Annotated in this window: 19 protein-coding genes; 1 reads left to right on the forward strand and 18 read right to left on the reverse strand. The window is 40.6% G+C overall.

The window, feature by feature from the left end; genetic code table 11:
- Window positions 1-15: 15 nt before the first annotated feature.
- The 17 genes from O3633_RS06140 to O3633_RS06220 all read right to left on the reverse strand — a co-directional run bounded on the left by O3633_RS06140 (window position 16) and on the right by O3633_RS06220 (window position 13,202).
- Entirely contained in the window at window positions 16-312 is a 297-nt protein-coding gene (locus tag O3633_RS06140) for a 50S ribosomal protein L23 (protein WP_001055347.1), read from the reverse strand.
- The gene (rplD, locus tag O3633_RS06145) at window positions 312-935 is read right to left on the reverse strand and encodes a 50S ribosomal protein L4 (protein ID WP_000024549.1); all 624 of its coding nucleotides are present in this window, start codon (window positions 933-935) and stop codon (window positions 312-314) included. The genes O3633_RS06140 and rplD overlap by 1 nt, the downstream gene beginning before the upstream one ends.
- 24 nt (window positions 936-959) lie before the next feature.
- Entirely contained in the window at window positions 960-1,586 is a 627-nt protein-coding gene (gene rplC, locus O3633_RS06150) for a 50S ribosomal protein L3 (RefSeq protein WP_000160197.1), read from the reverse strand.
- An 82-nt stretch (window positions 1,587-1,668) separates the two neighbouring features.
- Window positions 1,669-1,977 carry a 30S ribosomal protein S10 gene (gene rpsJ, locus O3633_RS06155; protein ID WP_001284513.1) on the reverse strand — a complete coding sequence of 103 codons (309 nt, stop codon included), beginning with the start codon at window positions 1,975-1,977 and terminating at the stop codon, window positions 1,669-1,671.
- Between the two features lie 264 nt (window positions 1,978-2,241).
- On the reverse strand, window positions 2,242-2,871 hold the full coding sequence (locus O3633_RS06160) for a uridine kinase family protein (protein WP_371620734.1): 630 nt from the start codon (window positions 2,869-2,871) through the stop codon (window positions 2,242-2,244).
- Window positions 2,868-3,464 (reverse strand): anaerobic ribonucleoside-triphosphate reductase activating protein, encoded by a 597-nt coding sequence (nrdG, locus tag O3633_RS06165; RefSeq protein WP_371620735.1) that lies wholly within the window; start codon window positions 3,462-3,464, stop codon window positions 2,868-2,870. The genes O3633_RS06160 and nrdG overlap by 4 nt, the downstream gene beginning before the upstream one ends.
- A gap of 4 nt (window positions 3,465-3,468) precedes the next feature.
- Window positions 3,469-3,969: a GNAT family N-acetyltransferase gene (locus O3633_RS06170; protein ID WP_371620736.1), complete on the reverse strand. Its 501-nt coding sequence runs from the start codon at window positions 3,967-3,969 to the stop codon at window positions 3,469-3,471.
- A 37-nt stretch (window positions 3,970-4,006) separates the two neighbouring features.
- Window positions 4,007-4,147, reverse strand: coding sequence for a hypothetical protein (locus tag O3633_RS06175; protein ID WP_000521611.1), 141 nt, complete (start codon window positions 4,145-4,147; stop codon window positions 4,007-4,009).
- An 11-nt stretch (window positions 4,148-4,158) separates the two neighbouring features.
- A complete protein-coding gene (gene nrdD / locus O3633_RS06180) occupies window positions 4,159-6,366 on the reverse strand; it encodes an anaerobic ribonucleoside-triphosphate reductase (protein WP_371620737.1) in 2,208 nt (735 codons plus the stop codon).
- Window positions 6,367-6,484: 118 nt separating this feature from the next.
- Window positions 6,485-8,038, reverse strand: coding sequence for a damage-inducible protein CinA (locus O3633_RS06185; protein WP_371620738.1), 1,554 nt, complete (start codon window positions 8,036-8,038; stop codon window positions 6,485-6,487).
- A 44-nt stretch (window positions 8,039-8,082) separates the two neighbouring features.
- Entirely contained in the window at window positions 8,083-8,217 is a 135-nt protein-coding gene (locus tag O3633_RS06190) for a hypothetical protein (protein ID WP_257721053.1), read from the reverse strand.
- A gap of 89 nt (window positions 8,218-8,306) precedes the next feature.
- On the reverse strand, window positions 8,307-10,223 hold the full coding sequence (gene mnmG / locus O3633_RS06195) for a tRNA uridine-5-carboxymethylaminomethyl(34) synthesis enzyme MnmG (RefSeq protein WP_371620739.1): 1,917 nt from the start codon (window positions 10,221-10,223) through the stop codon (window positions 8,307-8,309).
- Window positions 10,213-10,644, reverse strand: a complete 432-nt coding sequence (locus O3633_RS06200) for an NUDIX hydrolase (protein WP_371620740.1) — start codon at window positions 10,642-10,644, stop codon at window positions 10,213-10,215. The genes mnmG and O3633_RS06200 overlap by 11 nt, the downstream gene beginning before the upstream one ends.
- 8 nt (window positions 10,645-10,652) lie before the next feature.
- Entirely contained in the window at window positions 10,653-11,108 is a 456-nt protein-coding gene (locus tag O3633_RS06205; RefSeq protein ID WP_049530299.1) for an NUDIX hydrolase, read from the reverse strand.
- A 148-nt stretch (window positions 11,109-11,256) separates the two neighbouring features.
- Window positions 11,257-11,688, reverse strand: a complete 432-nt coding sequence (locus tag O3633_RS06210) for an SseB family protein (RefSeq protein ID WP_049530300.1) — start codon at window positions 11,686-11,688, stop codon at window positions 11,257-11,259.
- Window positions 11,689-11,709: 21 nt separating this feature from the next.
- A complete protein-coding gene (gene mnmA, locus O3633_RS06215) occupies window positions 11,710-12,831 on the reverse strand; it encodes a tRNA 2-thiouridine(34) synthase MnmA (RefSeq protein WP_049530301.1) in 1,122 nt (373 codons plus the stop codon).
- A 164-nt stretch (window positions 12,832-12,995) separates the two neighbouring features.
- Window positions 12,996-13,202, reverse strand: a complete 207-nt coding sequence (locus O3633_RS06220; RefSeq protein ID WP_080982627.1) for a hypothetical protein — start codon at window positions 13,200-13,202, stop codon at window positions 12,996-12,998.
- An 846-nt stretch (window positions 13,203-14,048) separates the two neighbouring features.
- Between O3633_RS06220 and O3633_RS06225 the strand changes: the two genes are divergently transcribed.
- Complete coding sequence (locus O3633_RS06225; RefSeq protein ID WP_371620741.1) at window positions 14,049-14,912, forward strand: helix-turn-helix domain-containing protein; 864 nt, start codon at window positions 14,049-14,051, stop codon at window positions 14,910-14,912.
- Between the two features lie 51 nt (window positions 14,913-14,963).
- On the opposite strand, the gene apf is transcribed toward O3633_RS06225, so the two are convergent.
- A complete protein-coding gene (gene apf / locus O3633_RS06230; protein ID WP_371620742.1) occupies window positions 14,964-15,590 on the reverse strand; it encodes an aggregation-promoting factor in 627 nt (208 codons plus the stop codon).

A 15,590-nucleotide genomic window follows, 5' to 3' on the forward strand; every position in this document is an offset into this window, starting at 1 on the left:
TATTTCCTCCTTAGATTATTCAGCTTCAGCAGCAAACAACTCGATTGCTTTTGAATCAGCTGTAAGAGTGATAATAGCTTTTTTAGTTTTGTTAGTAAAACCAGTGTAACGTCCAACACGTTTAGCTTTAGGTTTTACGTTGATTGTGTTAACATTTGCAACTTTAACACCTTCGAAAGCAGCTTCAACAGCTTGCTTGATCAAAAGTTTGTGAGCACGAGTGTCAACTTCAAATACATATTTTCCTGCTTCAAGTTGAGCCATTGAGCTTTCAGTGATAACAGGTTTTTTGATAACATCATACAAATTCATTATGCAAGAACCTCCTCGATTTTAGAGATAGCTGCTTGAGTAACAAGAAGTTTGTCACTATTTGCGATGTCAAGAACACTTGCAGTTGTAGCAGTCGCAACTTTCACGTTTGGAAGGTTACGAGCTGAAAGAGCTGCGAATTCGTTTCCTTCTTCAAGAATAACAAGGACTTTAGAATCGATGCTCAAAGCTGCAAGAACTTTTGCAAATTCAGCAGTTTTTGGAGCTGTAAATTCAAGAGAATCAACGGCTACAAATTTGTTTTCAGCAACTTTTTCTGAGTAAACAGATTTTAGTGCAAGGCGACGAACTTTTTGAGGAAGTTTGTACGCATAGCTACGTGGAGTTGGTCCGAAGACGATTCCACCACCACGCCATTGTGGAGAGCGGATAGAACCTTGACGAGCACGTCCAGTTCCTTTTTGACGCCATGGTTTGCGTCCACCACCTGAAACGGCTGAACGGTTTTTAACAGCGTGAGTTCCTTGACGAAGGCTAGCACGTTGGCTGATGATGACATCAAACACAACAGATTGGTTTGGTTCGATACCAAAGATTGCATCGTTAAGAACAACTTCGCCCGCTTGTTTACCAGTTTGGTCGAATAATGTTACATTTGCCATTTTGACTGTATTCCCCTTTCCTTATTATTTACCAGCTTTAACTGCTGATTTGATAGTGATAAGAGATTTCTTAGCACCTGGTACGTTACCTTTGATAAGGATAACGTTCTTTTCTGGAACAACTTGTACAACTTCAAGGTTTTGAATTGTTACACGGTCACCACCCATACGTCCTGCAAGGTTTTTACCTTTGAATACGCGGTTAGGTGCAACAGGTCCCATAGAACCTGGACGACGGTGGTAACGAGAACCGTGAGCCATAGGTCCACGTGATTGTCCGTGGCGTTTGATAACACCTTGGAAACCTTTACCTTTAGAAGTACCAGTTACGTCAACAACATCTCCAGCTGCGAAAGTTTCAACTGTGATTTCAGCACCAACTTCCAAGCCTTCAACGTTTTTGAATTCACGAATGAAGCGCTTAGGAGCCGTGTTAGCTTTTGCTACATGTCCTTTAGCAGGTTTGTTGCTCAATACTTCGCGTTTGTCATCGAAACCAACTTGGATAGCGTTGTATCCGTCTGTTTCAACAGTTTTAACTTGAAGAACAACGTTTGGAGTTGCTTCAATAACTGTTACAGGGATCAATTCGCCAGCTTCAGTGAAGATTTGAGTCATTCCCACTTTTTTCCCTAAGATTCCTTTTGTCATGAGAAAATAGTTCCTTTTCTATATTTTTTATTCAAAAAGTTTTTAACGAGCGTTTTTTATGCTCAAGTTATCAAGCTTTAAATTAAAGTTTGATTTCTACGTTTACACCACTTGGAAGATCCAATTTCATCAAAGCGTCAACTGTTTTTTGAGTTGGGTTAACGATATCGATCAAACGTTTGTGTGTACGCATTTCAAATTGTTCGCGAGAGTCTTTGTATTTGTGAGTCGCACGAATGATTGTGTAGAGGCTACGCTCAGTTGGAAGTGGGATTGGACCCGCAACTTGTGCACCTGTACGAGTAGCTGATTCTACGATTTTTGCAGCCGCTGTGTCAAGCGTACGGTGTTCGTAAGCTTTCAAACGGATACGGATTTTTTTGTTTGCCATCTTTTTCTCCTTTTCGTCTATTTAAGATAATAGGCTAGCTCCACAAGAAAACCGACGCGCGTTGCGTGGCAATGCAACCGAGCGTGTCGCAACCTCTTGCATCAAAGCTAAAGCTGTAATTTACAGCACCATAATAGAATAACACAAAGCCCCTGCGATTGCAAGGGATTTGACAGGTTTTTTTAAATTTTTTAAATGAAACTGTTTTCTTGTTCCATTTTAATGAATTTGCATATTTAAGTGCTGGATTTTCTGACTTTTCTTCTACATAATGATAATGTTAGTTTTAATTTGAAATTTATCATCTGATTGATCTACCAAGATATCAGCTCTTGACTCGGTTTCTTTATAGTATTGTAGATACTGCTCTCGTCTCATCTGCTGACTAGCCAATATAATGGATGCATCGCCATTTCTCACAGTCGTATCTCGAGCTAGACGTCTCTTTAATTCGGTCTCTTCATCCGTGTAGAAACAAACAGTTTTATCAAAGAGTTCCTTGGGTAGAAAACCCACAGACATCCCTTCGACTATCAGAATTGGTTTTGCTCCAGATAAGATCTCGCTAGCCTTCCAGGGTTCCTCAATTGTTAAGATGTCCATACCCGCCTGCAGAGCAAGAATATCTCTTTGTAAACTTGCCAGCTCATGCGCTACTGGTAAACATGCTGTCACCTTTTGGTCCGGTTTTTCTTTAGGCACTACCAAATGTCGTCCTGAAGTAATATAGGGATCTGTTTCTAGTAAATTTACCTTTTCAGCATCCAATGCTTGGTATAATTCTTGGGCAAAAGTTGATTTCCCTGAAGCTCCGTGACCGTAGATACCCAGCGTTTTTACTTTTCCCGACTCTATTTCAGATACTAGTCTTTTTATTAACTCTTTTTTCTTCATTCTCTCTTCACCTGTTCATAGCTTTCTTTTCCATCGTTAAGCTTGTCCCAAATGACTACCTTTCCACTTTGGAGAGACTTTTGCACATCGATAATCCGTTGGTTGGAAGAGCCACGGAACTGAAGCATGAGATTACGCTTGCTTTTATCATAGCGTCCATCGACCATGATATCAATCAGCGACAAGAGTTCCAGTTTGTCTGGAGTCTCCAGCATCATTTCTTCCCATGTGTATCCCGTCCATGACCAGATATCTTTTTCTGGCAATTCTTTCCGTATACGTTTCACGAGAGGCAAGAGGATTCCTGTATTGAGGAAAGGCTCTCCTCCTAATAAAGTCAATCCTTGAACATAGGGTTGGGCCAGATCTGTCATGATTTGTTCTTCTAACTCTGGCGTATATGGGATACCAGCATTGAAAGACCAGGTCGCAACATTATAACAGCCCTCACAGTGAAACATACAACCTGCTACATAGAGAGAATTGCGCACACCTTCTCCATCAACAAAGTTAAAAGCCTTGTAGTCAATGATGCGCCCTTGACTGAGTTCTTCACTCTTCCACTCGCCTGGCTTTGGTGTATTCCATGTCATCCTTCTACTCCAACTCTATCCAATAGCGCTCCGTTCCATTTCGAACATCCTCCAACTCTCCACCATTAGCTAAGATAACAGCTCTGCTGGCAAGATTTTCTGTGCTACAAGTCACCAGAGCACGATGGATGTTCTTTTCCTTGGCAATTTGCAAGCCCTGACGGAGAGCTTCCTTAGCATAACCTTTACCTCTTTCAGATGGGCGAATAGAATATCCTATATTCCCTGCATAATTCAGCAGTCCCTCATTCAGTCTCAATCGTAAATTTAAAAAACCTAAAGCATGGCCTGATTCATCAAACAATACGAACTGAATTGATGGGACGCGATTTTCAGGCAAGTTTATTCCCATTTCTTTATTAAGGTTAGTTTCTAGCCAATTCTCATAATCAAAGTTCTCAGCATCCCAAAAACCGCCGTCGTGGGCTGATTGAGTCTGCTCAAACTCTGACATCATCTCTAAAATTGTTTCTTTATCTGCCAATCTTGGTCTGCGTAATATCATCTTTACCTCCAACTAAGAGAAAAGCGAGAGCGGACTCTCACTTTTTCTTATTCTTATTTAAAAATTGCTCTCTAAGGCTAGCCACTCGGTCTTTTTTATTAACTCCACCCTTTGAATGCTTTTCGTGGAATCGTTGTACCAAGGCCTTGCCCTTATCATCTAATTGATATTTTCCCATTCTATCTCTTTCTAATTTCTTACTTCATGTCCTGCTGCTTTGATAGTAGAACCGTTCATGTGTTTCACACGCGCAGCAATTTCCTTGTGACGTCCGTTAACCATTGGACGAGCTTGTGGATTCCCAAGATAGCCACAGGTCCGTTTAACAACGTCTACTGTTTTTGGATCACTATTGCCGCAGTTAGGACACGCAAATCCTCTCTCAGTTGGATCAAAGTCTCCTTCGAAATCACACTTGTAGCAACGATCAATCGGAGTATTAGTTCCTAGATAACCTACACGATCATAAGCATAATCCCAAACAGCTTCCAAGGCCTTTGGATTTTGTTGAAGAACTGGGTACTCACAGTAGTGGATAAAGCCACCTGATGCACCCGCTTCTGGATAAACCTTCTCAAAATCCAATTTTTCAAAAGGAGTTGGATTTTTGCGGACATCATAATGGAAGGAATTTGTGTAATACTCTTTATCTGTGATGTCTGGAATAGAACCGAATTTCTCTGTATCCAGGCGACAGAAGCGGTCTGTTAAACTTTCAGATGGTGTTGAATAAATAGAGAAGTGATAACCATATTGGTCTGACCACTCTTCTACTCGATGTTTCATGTCTCGAATGATATCAAGGGTAAATTCTTTAGCTTCTGGATTGGTTTCCCAATTGTTACCAAAGAATACTGTCGCTACTTCATAAAGTCCAATGTAGCCAAGCGAAACAGTAGCACGGCGATTCTTAAAGAGCTCGTCAACACTTTCTTCTTTACCAAGACGACGGCCAAAAGCTCCGTATTGATAAAGGATAGGAGCATTAGCTGGAGTTGCTTCCTTGGTTCTCTCTACACGATAGACCAGTGCATCTTCAGCGATATTCATACGCTCATTGAAAATTTCCCAGAACTTATTCATGTCGCCTTCAGACTCGAGAGCGATACGAGGAAGATTGACCGTCACAACACCTAGGTTCATACGGCCAGAGTTAACTTCAACTCCATTTTCATCCTTCCAGCCTTGAAGAAATGATCGGCAACCCATCGGAACTTTGAAAGAACCTGTCAATTCGATAATCTTATCGTAAGACAAAACATCTGGATACATGCGTTTAGTTGCACACTCAAGGGCCAACTGCTTGATATCGTAGTTAGGTGAACTTTCCTCCAAGTTAAGTCCTCTTTTAAGAGTAAAGATAAGTTTCGGGAAGATAGCTGTGCGGTGTTCTGAACCAAGCCCCTTGATACGAATGTTCAAGATTGCCTTTTGAATTTCGCGTTCAAAACGATTGGTTCCTAGACCGAAACCAAGGGAAGTAAAGGGTGTTTGCCCATTTGAAGTGAAGAGGGTATTGATTTCATACTCCAATGATTGCATAGCATCATAGATGTCTTTTTGGGTTTTCTTCCAGGCATATTCTTCGCGCTTGTCAGGCAGTACCCATTCCTCTGCATCTTTGAGGTGTTTTTGGTAATTTTTTTCTGCATAAGGAGCCAAGACTTCATCAATACGGTCTGCTGAACAGCCTCCATACTGACTTGATGCAACGTTAGCGATGATTTGCGATATCTGAGCAGTCGCAGTCTGAATAGACTTAGGACTCTCTACCTCAGCATTCCCAATCTTAAAACCATTTTCCAACATGCCCTTGAAATCAATCAGACAGCAGTTGGTCATCGGAGTGTAAGGGCTATAGTCCAAATCGTGATAGTGGATATCTCCTTTTTGGTGGGCATTAGCCACATGCTTAGGAAGCATTTGAAGACCGATTGATTTCCCAACAATCCCCGCCGTCAAATCACGCTGGGTATTAAAAACATCACTATCTTTATTAGCATTCTCATTGACAACTGCCTGGTCTTTGTTGAGAAGTTTATGGATACTGAAGTTGATATCTGTTGCTTTTGAGCGCTCAAAATCCCTTTGAGTTCGATAAGTGATATATTCCTCTGCCAAGGCATATTCTTTAGCTTCCAATAACTCATGTTCTACGATATTTTGGATTTCATAGATTTTTACACCTTGAGGAAAGCGACTATGAATCTCCTCTACAATACGTTCAATTAGAGTATTAAGACGCTTTTCTACCAAGGGGGTTACATCCATGACTTTTTCTGCAGCCTTGTGTAAGGCTTTATCAATCTTATCTACATCAAAAATGACGCGTCTACCGTCGCGCTTTTCAACAAATAAGGTTGGATCAGGGTTTGTTTTTTCTTCCAATACAATCATATCCAGGCTCTTTTCTTAAATATTCTTTCTTAAAGTATTATATCACTATAAAAATAAAAATCAATATCTAGTATTAAAATTCCTATTTTCATAAAATTTACACTAGATATTGATTATTTTATTTTAATTTGTAAAGTTTAAAGTCTTTGAATTCACTTTGAACTGGTTGGTAGCTTTCTGCTAGAAGCTGTTCCACTTCCGTCCAGAGAGCTGTTTTGGTATTGACCACAATCACTTTAGGCTGATTATCACGTAAATCATTGACAAGTTTGCTACGATTTGCATCAAGACCAGTATATAATTTTGGTGATAGCAACTGACTAGCTGCTAAACGTTCACTAGTCTTATAACCATTAGTAAGATCATCCCATATATAAATACGATCGGTTGCCTGTGTTTGTCCTTTAACCGTAGTTTCCATACGAGCACGTTCTTGATATTGTTCTGAGTGAAGAACATAACGGGCCACCAGAGGAGCCAAAAATAGGTAGACCAAAGCTAAAACTGGCAAATAGACATTACCCTGAAGAAATACTGCCCATATTGAGGGTACTTCTCGATGTTTTCTACGGCGATTAGCTCCTTCTAATTTCCCAGTTCGAATATGAGTCAATAAAAGAATGGACAAGAAAGGAAGAAGCTCAGCTATACGACTACCGTGAATCGGTTCTGTAGAGTAAATTTTCAAGCCTAGTAACAATAGGATCGCTACTGAAGTAAAAATAGATAAGACGTATTGCTTGCTTGGTTTAGACTGGAAAAGCCCTGTAAATACGAGCCTTAATCCTCCAAGACCAATTGTTAACAATCCATAAAAAAGGAGGTTGTCCAGTAAGGCTGGATTGGACATAAATTTCAAACTATCTACTGGATAGAGGATCTGACTGATAGCGTTCCCAAAACTCCCATTATAAGCCGTATAGTAACCAATTGGATAAAAGAAGAGCGAGAATCCAAGACCAGCTGCAAAGAATTGATAGAGCCCATGAACCAAGCGACCACGCCCAATATTAAAGGCTAACAAAGCAAAGAATAAGACTAGAGCATATAAAGTTGTGACGAGAGGGGCAAAGAAGAAGGCAAGCGCCAAACTCATCCCGATACGTACGAAACCTTTGTCATGATTATACTCTACCAAATACCTAGTTACTAAACTGAGAGCGTAAAACAGGAATGGAAGGGCCAAAATAGTGGCATAGCCACCGCCAAAGCTAAGTCCTCCAGCAAGAAGATAAAAGATGGTCAACACTTGTTGCGACTGCTTGTTCTCCTCCGTCAAGGTATAAGTTGAACGGAAAAGAAAAATCCCAGCACCCACTAGAGCAAGCCAAGTAAAGGCGGCAAACAAAATACTACCCTTGCTTAGATACTGTAAAAAGTAATAGAGAAGACCACTCGTTCCAAAATAGTCTGTGTAGATATCTCCCCCCTGGTGCATAGCCCATCCAATATAAAAATCCTGAGACTGCTCTGGGCTAGTTAGTCCTAGCAAGAAAGGAAGAACTACAGATACAAGTACAACTAGAGTGCTCCAGATTAGGATCTTAAATAATGGTAAGGGAGCAAATGAACTTGGTTCATCCTCGAAGCGCTCCTCTCTCCCAACTAAATCATCCTGAATTCCCGTCCAAGATGGAGTTGGTTCCTCTTCTAATCTGCCATATACGTTCATTCATTCTCTCCTATGTTTTAATTTGTTCTAGTATATCAAAAAGTCTAAATCTTGTCAGCCTGTGGTGGCCATTTGTCTAACTTTTGACAGAGACTAGCAAAGCGTTCAATCTCATAAAAACGATGATAGGAAGTATTTTTATAGTGGTCTAAAAAATTTTTTTCTTCTACCGTCAGCATGGTCATTCCTCCTTTTCTCTTTATTCGAAAATGGAGGACGATTCTATCAAAAAAGCTGAATTCCCAAAAGAGAATTCAGCACTTTGTCTTTAGTCAGCCTTTTTTTCTAAATTTTTTGAAATGCTTCGATTTTTACCTTCCAGATACACCATAAGAATGGAGATATCTGCTGGGTTAACCCCAGAAATACGGCTAGCTTGACCGATGGTTTCTGGATTAATGAGTTTGAACTTCTGGCGAGCCTCAGTCGCGATAGAGTCAATGTCATCCCAGTCGATGTTGGCTGGAATACGTTTTTCTTCCATGCGTTTCATCTTGGCAACCTGATCCATGGCTTTTGAGATGTAGCCTTCGTACTTGATTTCTGTTTCAATCAATTCGATAATCTTGTCATCTAACTCTTCAGCAGCTGGTCCGATGAAGGCCACCACATCTTGGTAAGAAACTTCTGGACGACGAAGGAACTCCTTGGCAGTGACTGCATCTGTCAATGGTTTGAAGCCCATTGCTTCAACCTTAGCATTGGTTTCCTTGACTGGCTTGAGTTTGATGCTATCCAAACGCTTCATCTCATTGTCAAATTGGTTTTTCTTAATCTCAAATCGAGCCCAACGTTCATCATCCACAAGACCAATCTCGCGTCCCATCTCAGTCAAGCGCATATCGGCATTATCATGACGGAGAATGAGGCGATATTCAGCACGACTGGTCAAGAGACGGTAAGGTTCAATGGTTCCCTTGGTCACCAAGTCATCAATCATAACCCCGATATAACCGTCACTGCGCTTCAAAATTAACTCAGGCTTACCTTGGATTTTCAGAGCAGCATTGATACCTGCGATAATCCCTTGGCCCGCAGCCTCTTCGTAACCAGACGTACCATTTGTTTGACCAGCTGTGAAAAGTCCTGAGATTTTCTTGGTTTCCAGAGTCGCACGCAACTGGTGTGGTAAGACCATATCATACTCAATGGCATAACCAGTTCGCATCATTTCTGCATTTTCTAAACCTTTGATAGAATGCACCAGCTCACGCTGGACATCCTCAGGCAGACTGGTTGAGAGGCCTTGCACATAGACTTCCTCTGTATTGCGCCCTTCTGGCTCAAGGAAGAGTTGGTGACGTTCCTTGTCTGCAAAGCGAACAATCTTGTCCTCAATCGACGGACAGTAACGAGGACCTACTCCCTTGACTACACCTGTGAACATAGGTGCACGATGGAGGTTATTTTGGATAATCTCATGACTGGTACCATTGGTGTAGGTCAACCAGCATGGCACTTGATCCTTAACATAGTCCTCATCACGTGAAGTGTATGAGAAGTGATTAGGCGCTTCGTCTCCTGGCTGAATCTCTGTCACATCATAGTTGATAGAGGAAGCCTTGACACGTGGAGGGGTTCCTGTCTTGAAACGACCAATTTCGAGACCAAGTTCCTTGAGATTGTCAGCAAGGTTAATAGAAGCTAGGCTGTGGTTTGGACCTGATGAGTACTTGAGGTCTCCGATGATGATTTCCCCACGGAGGGCTGTCCCTGTGGTCACAATTACAGCCTTAGCAGCATACTCTTGATGAGTTGCCGTACGCACACCGACAACCTTGCCATCTTCCACCAAAATCTCATCAATCATGGTTTGACGAAGAGTGAGATTCTCTTGATTTTCAACTGTCTTGCGCATTTCCTTAGAGTAGAGTTCCTTGTCAGCTTGCGCACGAAGGGCACGAACAGCTGGACCTTTCCCAGTGTTAAGCATCTTCATCTGGATGTAAGTCTTGTCAATGGTCTTGGCCATTTCCCCACCGAGAGCGTCGACTTCGCGCACGACAATCCCCTTGGCAGAACCACCAATAGACGGATTACATGGCATGAAAGCCAACATCTCAATGTTAATGGTCGCAAGCAAGACCTTGCAACCCATACGGCTCGCAGCTAGGGAAGCTTCGACCCCCGCGTGTCCCGCACCGATAACTATAATATCGTAATCTTCTATAAAATTATAAGTCATTTCTTAACCTTTCAAAAATTTCTCGTAAATAAGGAACTAACTTCTCCTCCTCTAGAGCTTGAGCCATAGTAACCCATTTAAAGTGCGTATGCTCTTCAGGATCTAATCTGATAATTGGCTTCTCCCCAACCCACTCTGCTTTATAAACTAAGCGAGTAAAGACAGTATCCTTAGAGATATCCAGTTGACTATCTTCGTGAAGAAGTTTGAGCGAACCGCTGTCTAGCCTAACTCCCGCTTCTTCAAAACATTCTCTAAGAGCTCCATCTCGTGGAAGTTCACCCTTTTCAACCCCACCACCAGGAATATCCCAGTAAGTTGGATAAACGTTGGGTTGTCCTCTTTTAATTTTCGAACGCTGAATGAGCAAATAATCACCACCACTATGAACAAGAACATGGGCAATGAGCTTAACCATCATTTTCTCTCCTATTCGTTAAGATGGATGTGTTGTAATTGTCCGTCCCAATTTGGTAAGGTAGTTTTTAAAAATGCCGGCTTAAGATTAATAGTATGTAGGTCATTTAAAGCAAGCCACCGGCAAGGTAATGGCTTCGCATCTTCTTGCATGGTTAACGGTGCATCTTCCAGCAAGTCCACTAAATAATGGAATTCGATATTATGATAGTGGACCCCAGCTTGTTCAAAGCGGTTTTCAACAATGAAAGCTAACTGAACAGCTTTAGATGCGACACCAAGTTCTTCCTTTACTTCTCGAACCACAGCATCTTCAGTAGCTTCATCCACTTGAATGGCACCTCCAATTGTATAAAAAACATCCTCATCTTCTACGACTAACAAGCGATTGTCTTTTACAATCAAGGCTGTCGCCCGAACACCAAAAACAGTATTTCCCACTTTTGTCCGAAAATCTTGTTGAATCATTTTTATCCTTTCCTTAAACGACACAAAAACAGTCAAAACTCGTAAGAAGTGCAGGACAAAAAAGCCTGCAACATCCATGAGCTTTGACCATCATTTCTATTGCTTTTATTATTGTAGCAAATTGAGAAAATTTGTCAATCTATATGTACTATGATTGGCGAATTGCTTCAAAAGCTCCTTTGTCAATCTCAACTGGGTCAGAGAAGGCATCTAGAACAATCCCTCTCACAGGAAAACTCTCCATCCCTTCCGCAGCAAACAAACAGTCCGTAAGAGGCAATTGCAACCAAGAAAATCGGGCATAATAGTCCTTGGGGATGTCCTGAATTTCTAAGAAGCAAGGATAAAAGTAGTCATCTCCCTTTTGCAGAATATCCGGTTTTAGGCGAGCGCCTTCTTGTTCGTCACTCTCATCCATCAGATAAGGATTGAAGGGAACCCAGACTTTAGCTTGCTTCAATTCCTTAAACAAGGCCTCTATCGATTCTGTCGTTTTCTCCCTCAGATACTCTTTCTTATAGTCAGAAAGAGTCATTGACTTCTCTTTTTTAGCCGTTTTTTTCTTAAAAAACTGAAACATTCTCATTCCTCTTAGAAGCTCTTAAATGTACTGACAAACCTTGCCATCACGGTAGGCATTGTCAATCAACCCACCACCGAGACACTCTTCACCGTCGTAAAAGACAACTGCCTGTCCTGGTGTGATGGCGCGCTGTGGCTCCGCAAAGATGACCTCTGCCTTATCCCCTTTGACATGTACAGTCACTTTAGAGTCAGGCTGACGATAGCGGAATTTAGCCGTGCATTCTAACGTAAATTCCTCTGGCATCTCACGAGTAAAGTGGACTTGACTAGCCTCTAAGCTTGTTGACATGAGCGAATCATGGTAGAATCCTTGGCCTACATAGAGGTTGTTTTGGCTCAAATCCTTTCCAACAACAAACCAAGGTGCATTGTCACCGCCGTGTTGTCCACCGATACCGAGTCCGCCACGCTGACCAATTGTATAATACATAAGGCCTGCATGTTCGCCCATATCGCGACCATCCACAGTCATCATGCGGCCAGGCTGAGCTGGTAAGTAGTTGCTGAGAAATTCTTTAAAGTTCTTTTCTCCGATAAAGCAAATCCCTGTTGAGTCTTTCTTCTTAGCAGTTGCAAGGCCTGCTTCTTCTGCTAGTCTGCGAACTTCAGGTTTTTCCAAATGTCCCAAAGGGAACATGGTCTTTTGGAGTTGTTCTTGTGAAAGTTGGCTGAGGAAATAGGTCTGATCCTTGCCATTGTCCACGCCACGAAGCATGTGAACGATGCCATCCTCATCACGCGACACACGGGCATAGTGCCCAGTTGCCACATAGTCTGCACCCAAGGTCATAGCATAGTCCAAAAAGGCCTTAAACTTGATTTCCTTGTTACACATAACGTCTGGATTGGGCGTGCGTCCTGCACGGTATTCCGCTAGGAAATACTCGAAAACGCGGTCCCAGTACTCTTTTTCAAAATTGACAGAGTAGTAAGGAATGCCAATCTGGTCTGCCACCGCAGCCACATCCTTGTAATCTTCGGTCGCCGTACAGACGCCGTTTTCATCTGTGTCATCCCAGTTCTTCATGAAGATACCGATCACATCGTAACCCTGCTCTTTGAGCAAAAGAGCCGTCACCGACGAATCAACACCACCACTCATCCCCACGACAACACGTGTTTTAGAGTTATCACTCATGGTAGTTCTCCCATCTATTCGTTTATTCACGATTGAAGGTCGTGTGTGCTTCACGATTGAAGGTCGTTTGAGCAGTTTTCATTATAACATGCTTGGTTGGAGAAGACAAGAAAGAGGCTGACAAATCTGGCAACCTCTTGCATAAGACACTTATTCATTCCAAACTATTCTTTATAGAAAAAAGTCCTATAAATTCGAGCAATAGTTAAAATACAAACAAATATAATTCCCAAAATAGGTAATACTATTTTCACAAAACTCATTTCCGAACCTATGACATATATATGAAAAAGAGGGGCTAGTCCTACACACATATACAATAGATAATTTATAAAGTTTATTTCACCAATTCCAGCAAAAAAATGTTTCATTTTAAATATCCCAATTTTACCTTTCGTCTTAATAATCCATTAACAACTCTATTGACTTCTCTTTTTTTTGAAAAATCTTGATAGCAAATTTACTCCACTTAAAGCCACTAAGATTTCAATCGTCAGAATTTCTCCAAGAAAAAATGCAAACTGACAAAATTCCTGCTAAAATACTATCCTCCCAGCAAATAGAGTGTCAGCAAAAATAAAACAACCGAAATTGGCAGAAAAGCAGCACGATTTGTTTTACAAAAAATGGCATAAAAAAGACTACCTATCGAAAACGTCATAATAACTTCAATAGTTATCTTTAGAGCAGGGTAATATATATTTTTAATAAAAAGAATTAAAAGGATAAACAATACCAATGAACAAAGAACGGATTTGATATAAAATTTTAAATGAGTCATAATTTTTTTTTAGATTCTACCTACTATAGATAAAATCACCTTTCTTATTTTCTTCTCATGATATCCACTTTACTTTCTTGACTAGAATTTCTATGAATATAAATATGGTAAATGAAAAATCGGACTTCTAACTAAAAGAAATTGATGAAACATGTAAAGATTTGAGATCCTAATGAATCTACTCAATGCAGATTTTATTTTGACAGTAGTTCTATAACAACTCTAAATAACACTGGGGTTGCTAGAATCAACATAACCCCTACCACAAAGACAATGATTACCCGAAATATATCTCTATTTTTACGCATTGAAACAACCTCCAATCTTTATTTTCTAGCTACATGATACCCCATATTTAATTTCTATATTCTTATGATACAATATTTTTAATAGGATTTTATTATTTGTTAACTTTTTTCACGAAAAGGAGAAAATCATGCGCTATGATTTCGGGAAAGTATATAAAGAAATACGTGAGTCAAAAGGATTGACACAAGAAGAGGTCTGTGGAAATGTCCTTTCAAGAACCAGCCTTTCCAAGTTTGAAAGTGGCAAGGCAACTCCCAAATATGAAAACATGGAGTTTCTTCTCCGTCAAATCAATATGAGTTTTGAAGAGTTTGAATACATCTGCCATCTCTATAGACCGAGCCAGCGAACAGAAATCATGCAAACCTATCTCAATACAAGTTCCATCTTTGGTACCAGTAGTCTAGTCAATTTATTTGAAACATGCCAAGACTATCTTAAGATTCATCACGATATCCCTATAGAGGAAATCAGAGATATGCTGGAAATTGTCATTTATATCCGTCAACATGGAACAAGGCAACTTTCAATCCAAGTGAAACAAACGGTCAAAAAGCTTTGGGAAAAAATTGAAAAACAAGATACATGGTATGAAAGTGACCTAAAAATCCTCAATACCATCCTTTTCAGCTTTCCCATTGAACACCTCCATCTGATCACTGAACAAATCTTGCAGCGCTTGGAAGAATATAAAAACTATCGACATTTATATGAATTACGAATGGCAATCCTACTCAATCTGTCCACCATTTACTTGTACAATCAAGATAAAAATACCTGTCAACAAATCTGCTACACCTTACTAGAGGATGCTAAGAAAAAGAAAAGATACGATATTTTAGCTATCGCCTATGTTCGAATAGGTATTTGTACTAGTAATGATCATCTTATTCAAAAGGGCTTCTCCCTTCTGGAGTTAACCGATGAAACCTCAATGCTATCTCACCTCAAAAAGGAAGTAGAGACCTGTTATCAAGTAAAGGAAATATAAAAAAGTCGAGGAAATCCCTCGACTTTTGCATCTTATTCTGCTAGTTAGTTCTTAGTACCAACCGTTGTTAAGCCAGAAGTTCTTAGCAGCTGTCCATGAACCGTAACGTCCTGCTACATAAGCGTCTGCTACACGTTCTTGGTTTTCTGCTGAGTAGTCACCGTTCAAGTATGAATCTGTCAATTGGTAACGTCCGATGTAACGTCCGTTTGTAGCTGTGTAGCTACCGCCTGATTCTTTTTGAGCGATCCATTCTTTAGCTTCTGCTTCAGATCCGCTGACGGTTGAAGTTGATGCTGAAGTTTCTGTTGTAGCAACGGTTTCTTCTGCAACAGTTATGCTTGCTGCTGGTGCTTCATAAGTTGTTGCTTCAGAAGCTGCAGGTGCTGCTACTGGAGCTTCTGCTGTCGCAGCTGAATTAGTTGGAGTTGCTGGTGCTTCACCATCAATAACCAATACTTGGTCTACATAGATCAAATGAATATCTTTAATCTTATTTTTTTCTGCCAATTTTTCAACAGTTGTATTGTATTTTTCAGCGATTCCTGATAGAGTGTCACCTGATTTTACTGTGTAAGTTGTTGTTTCTTGTGCAAAAGTAAGTGATGGTGCAAGGAAAGCAAGCGCTGCTACTACTCCTACAAGTCCTGTTTTAATTTTGTTAGTTGTTGATTTCAT

The organism is Streptococcus sp. 27098_8_22 (genome assembly GCF_041432415.1).
Lineage (GTDB): Bacteria > Bacillota > Bacilli > Lactobacillales > Streptococcaceae > Streptococcus > Streptococcus pseudopneumoniae_M.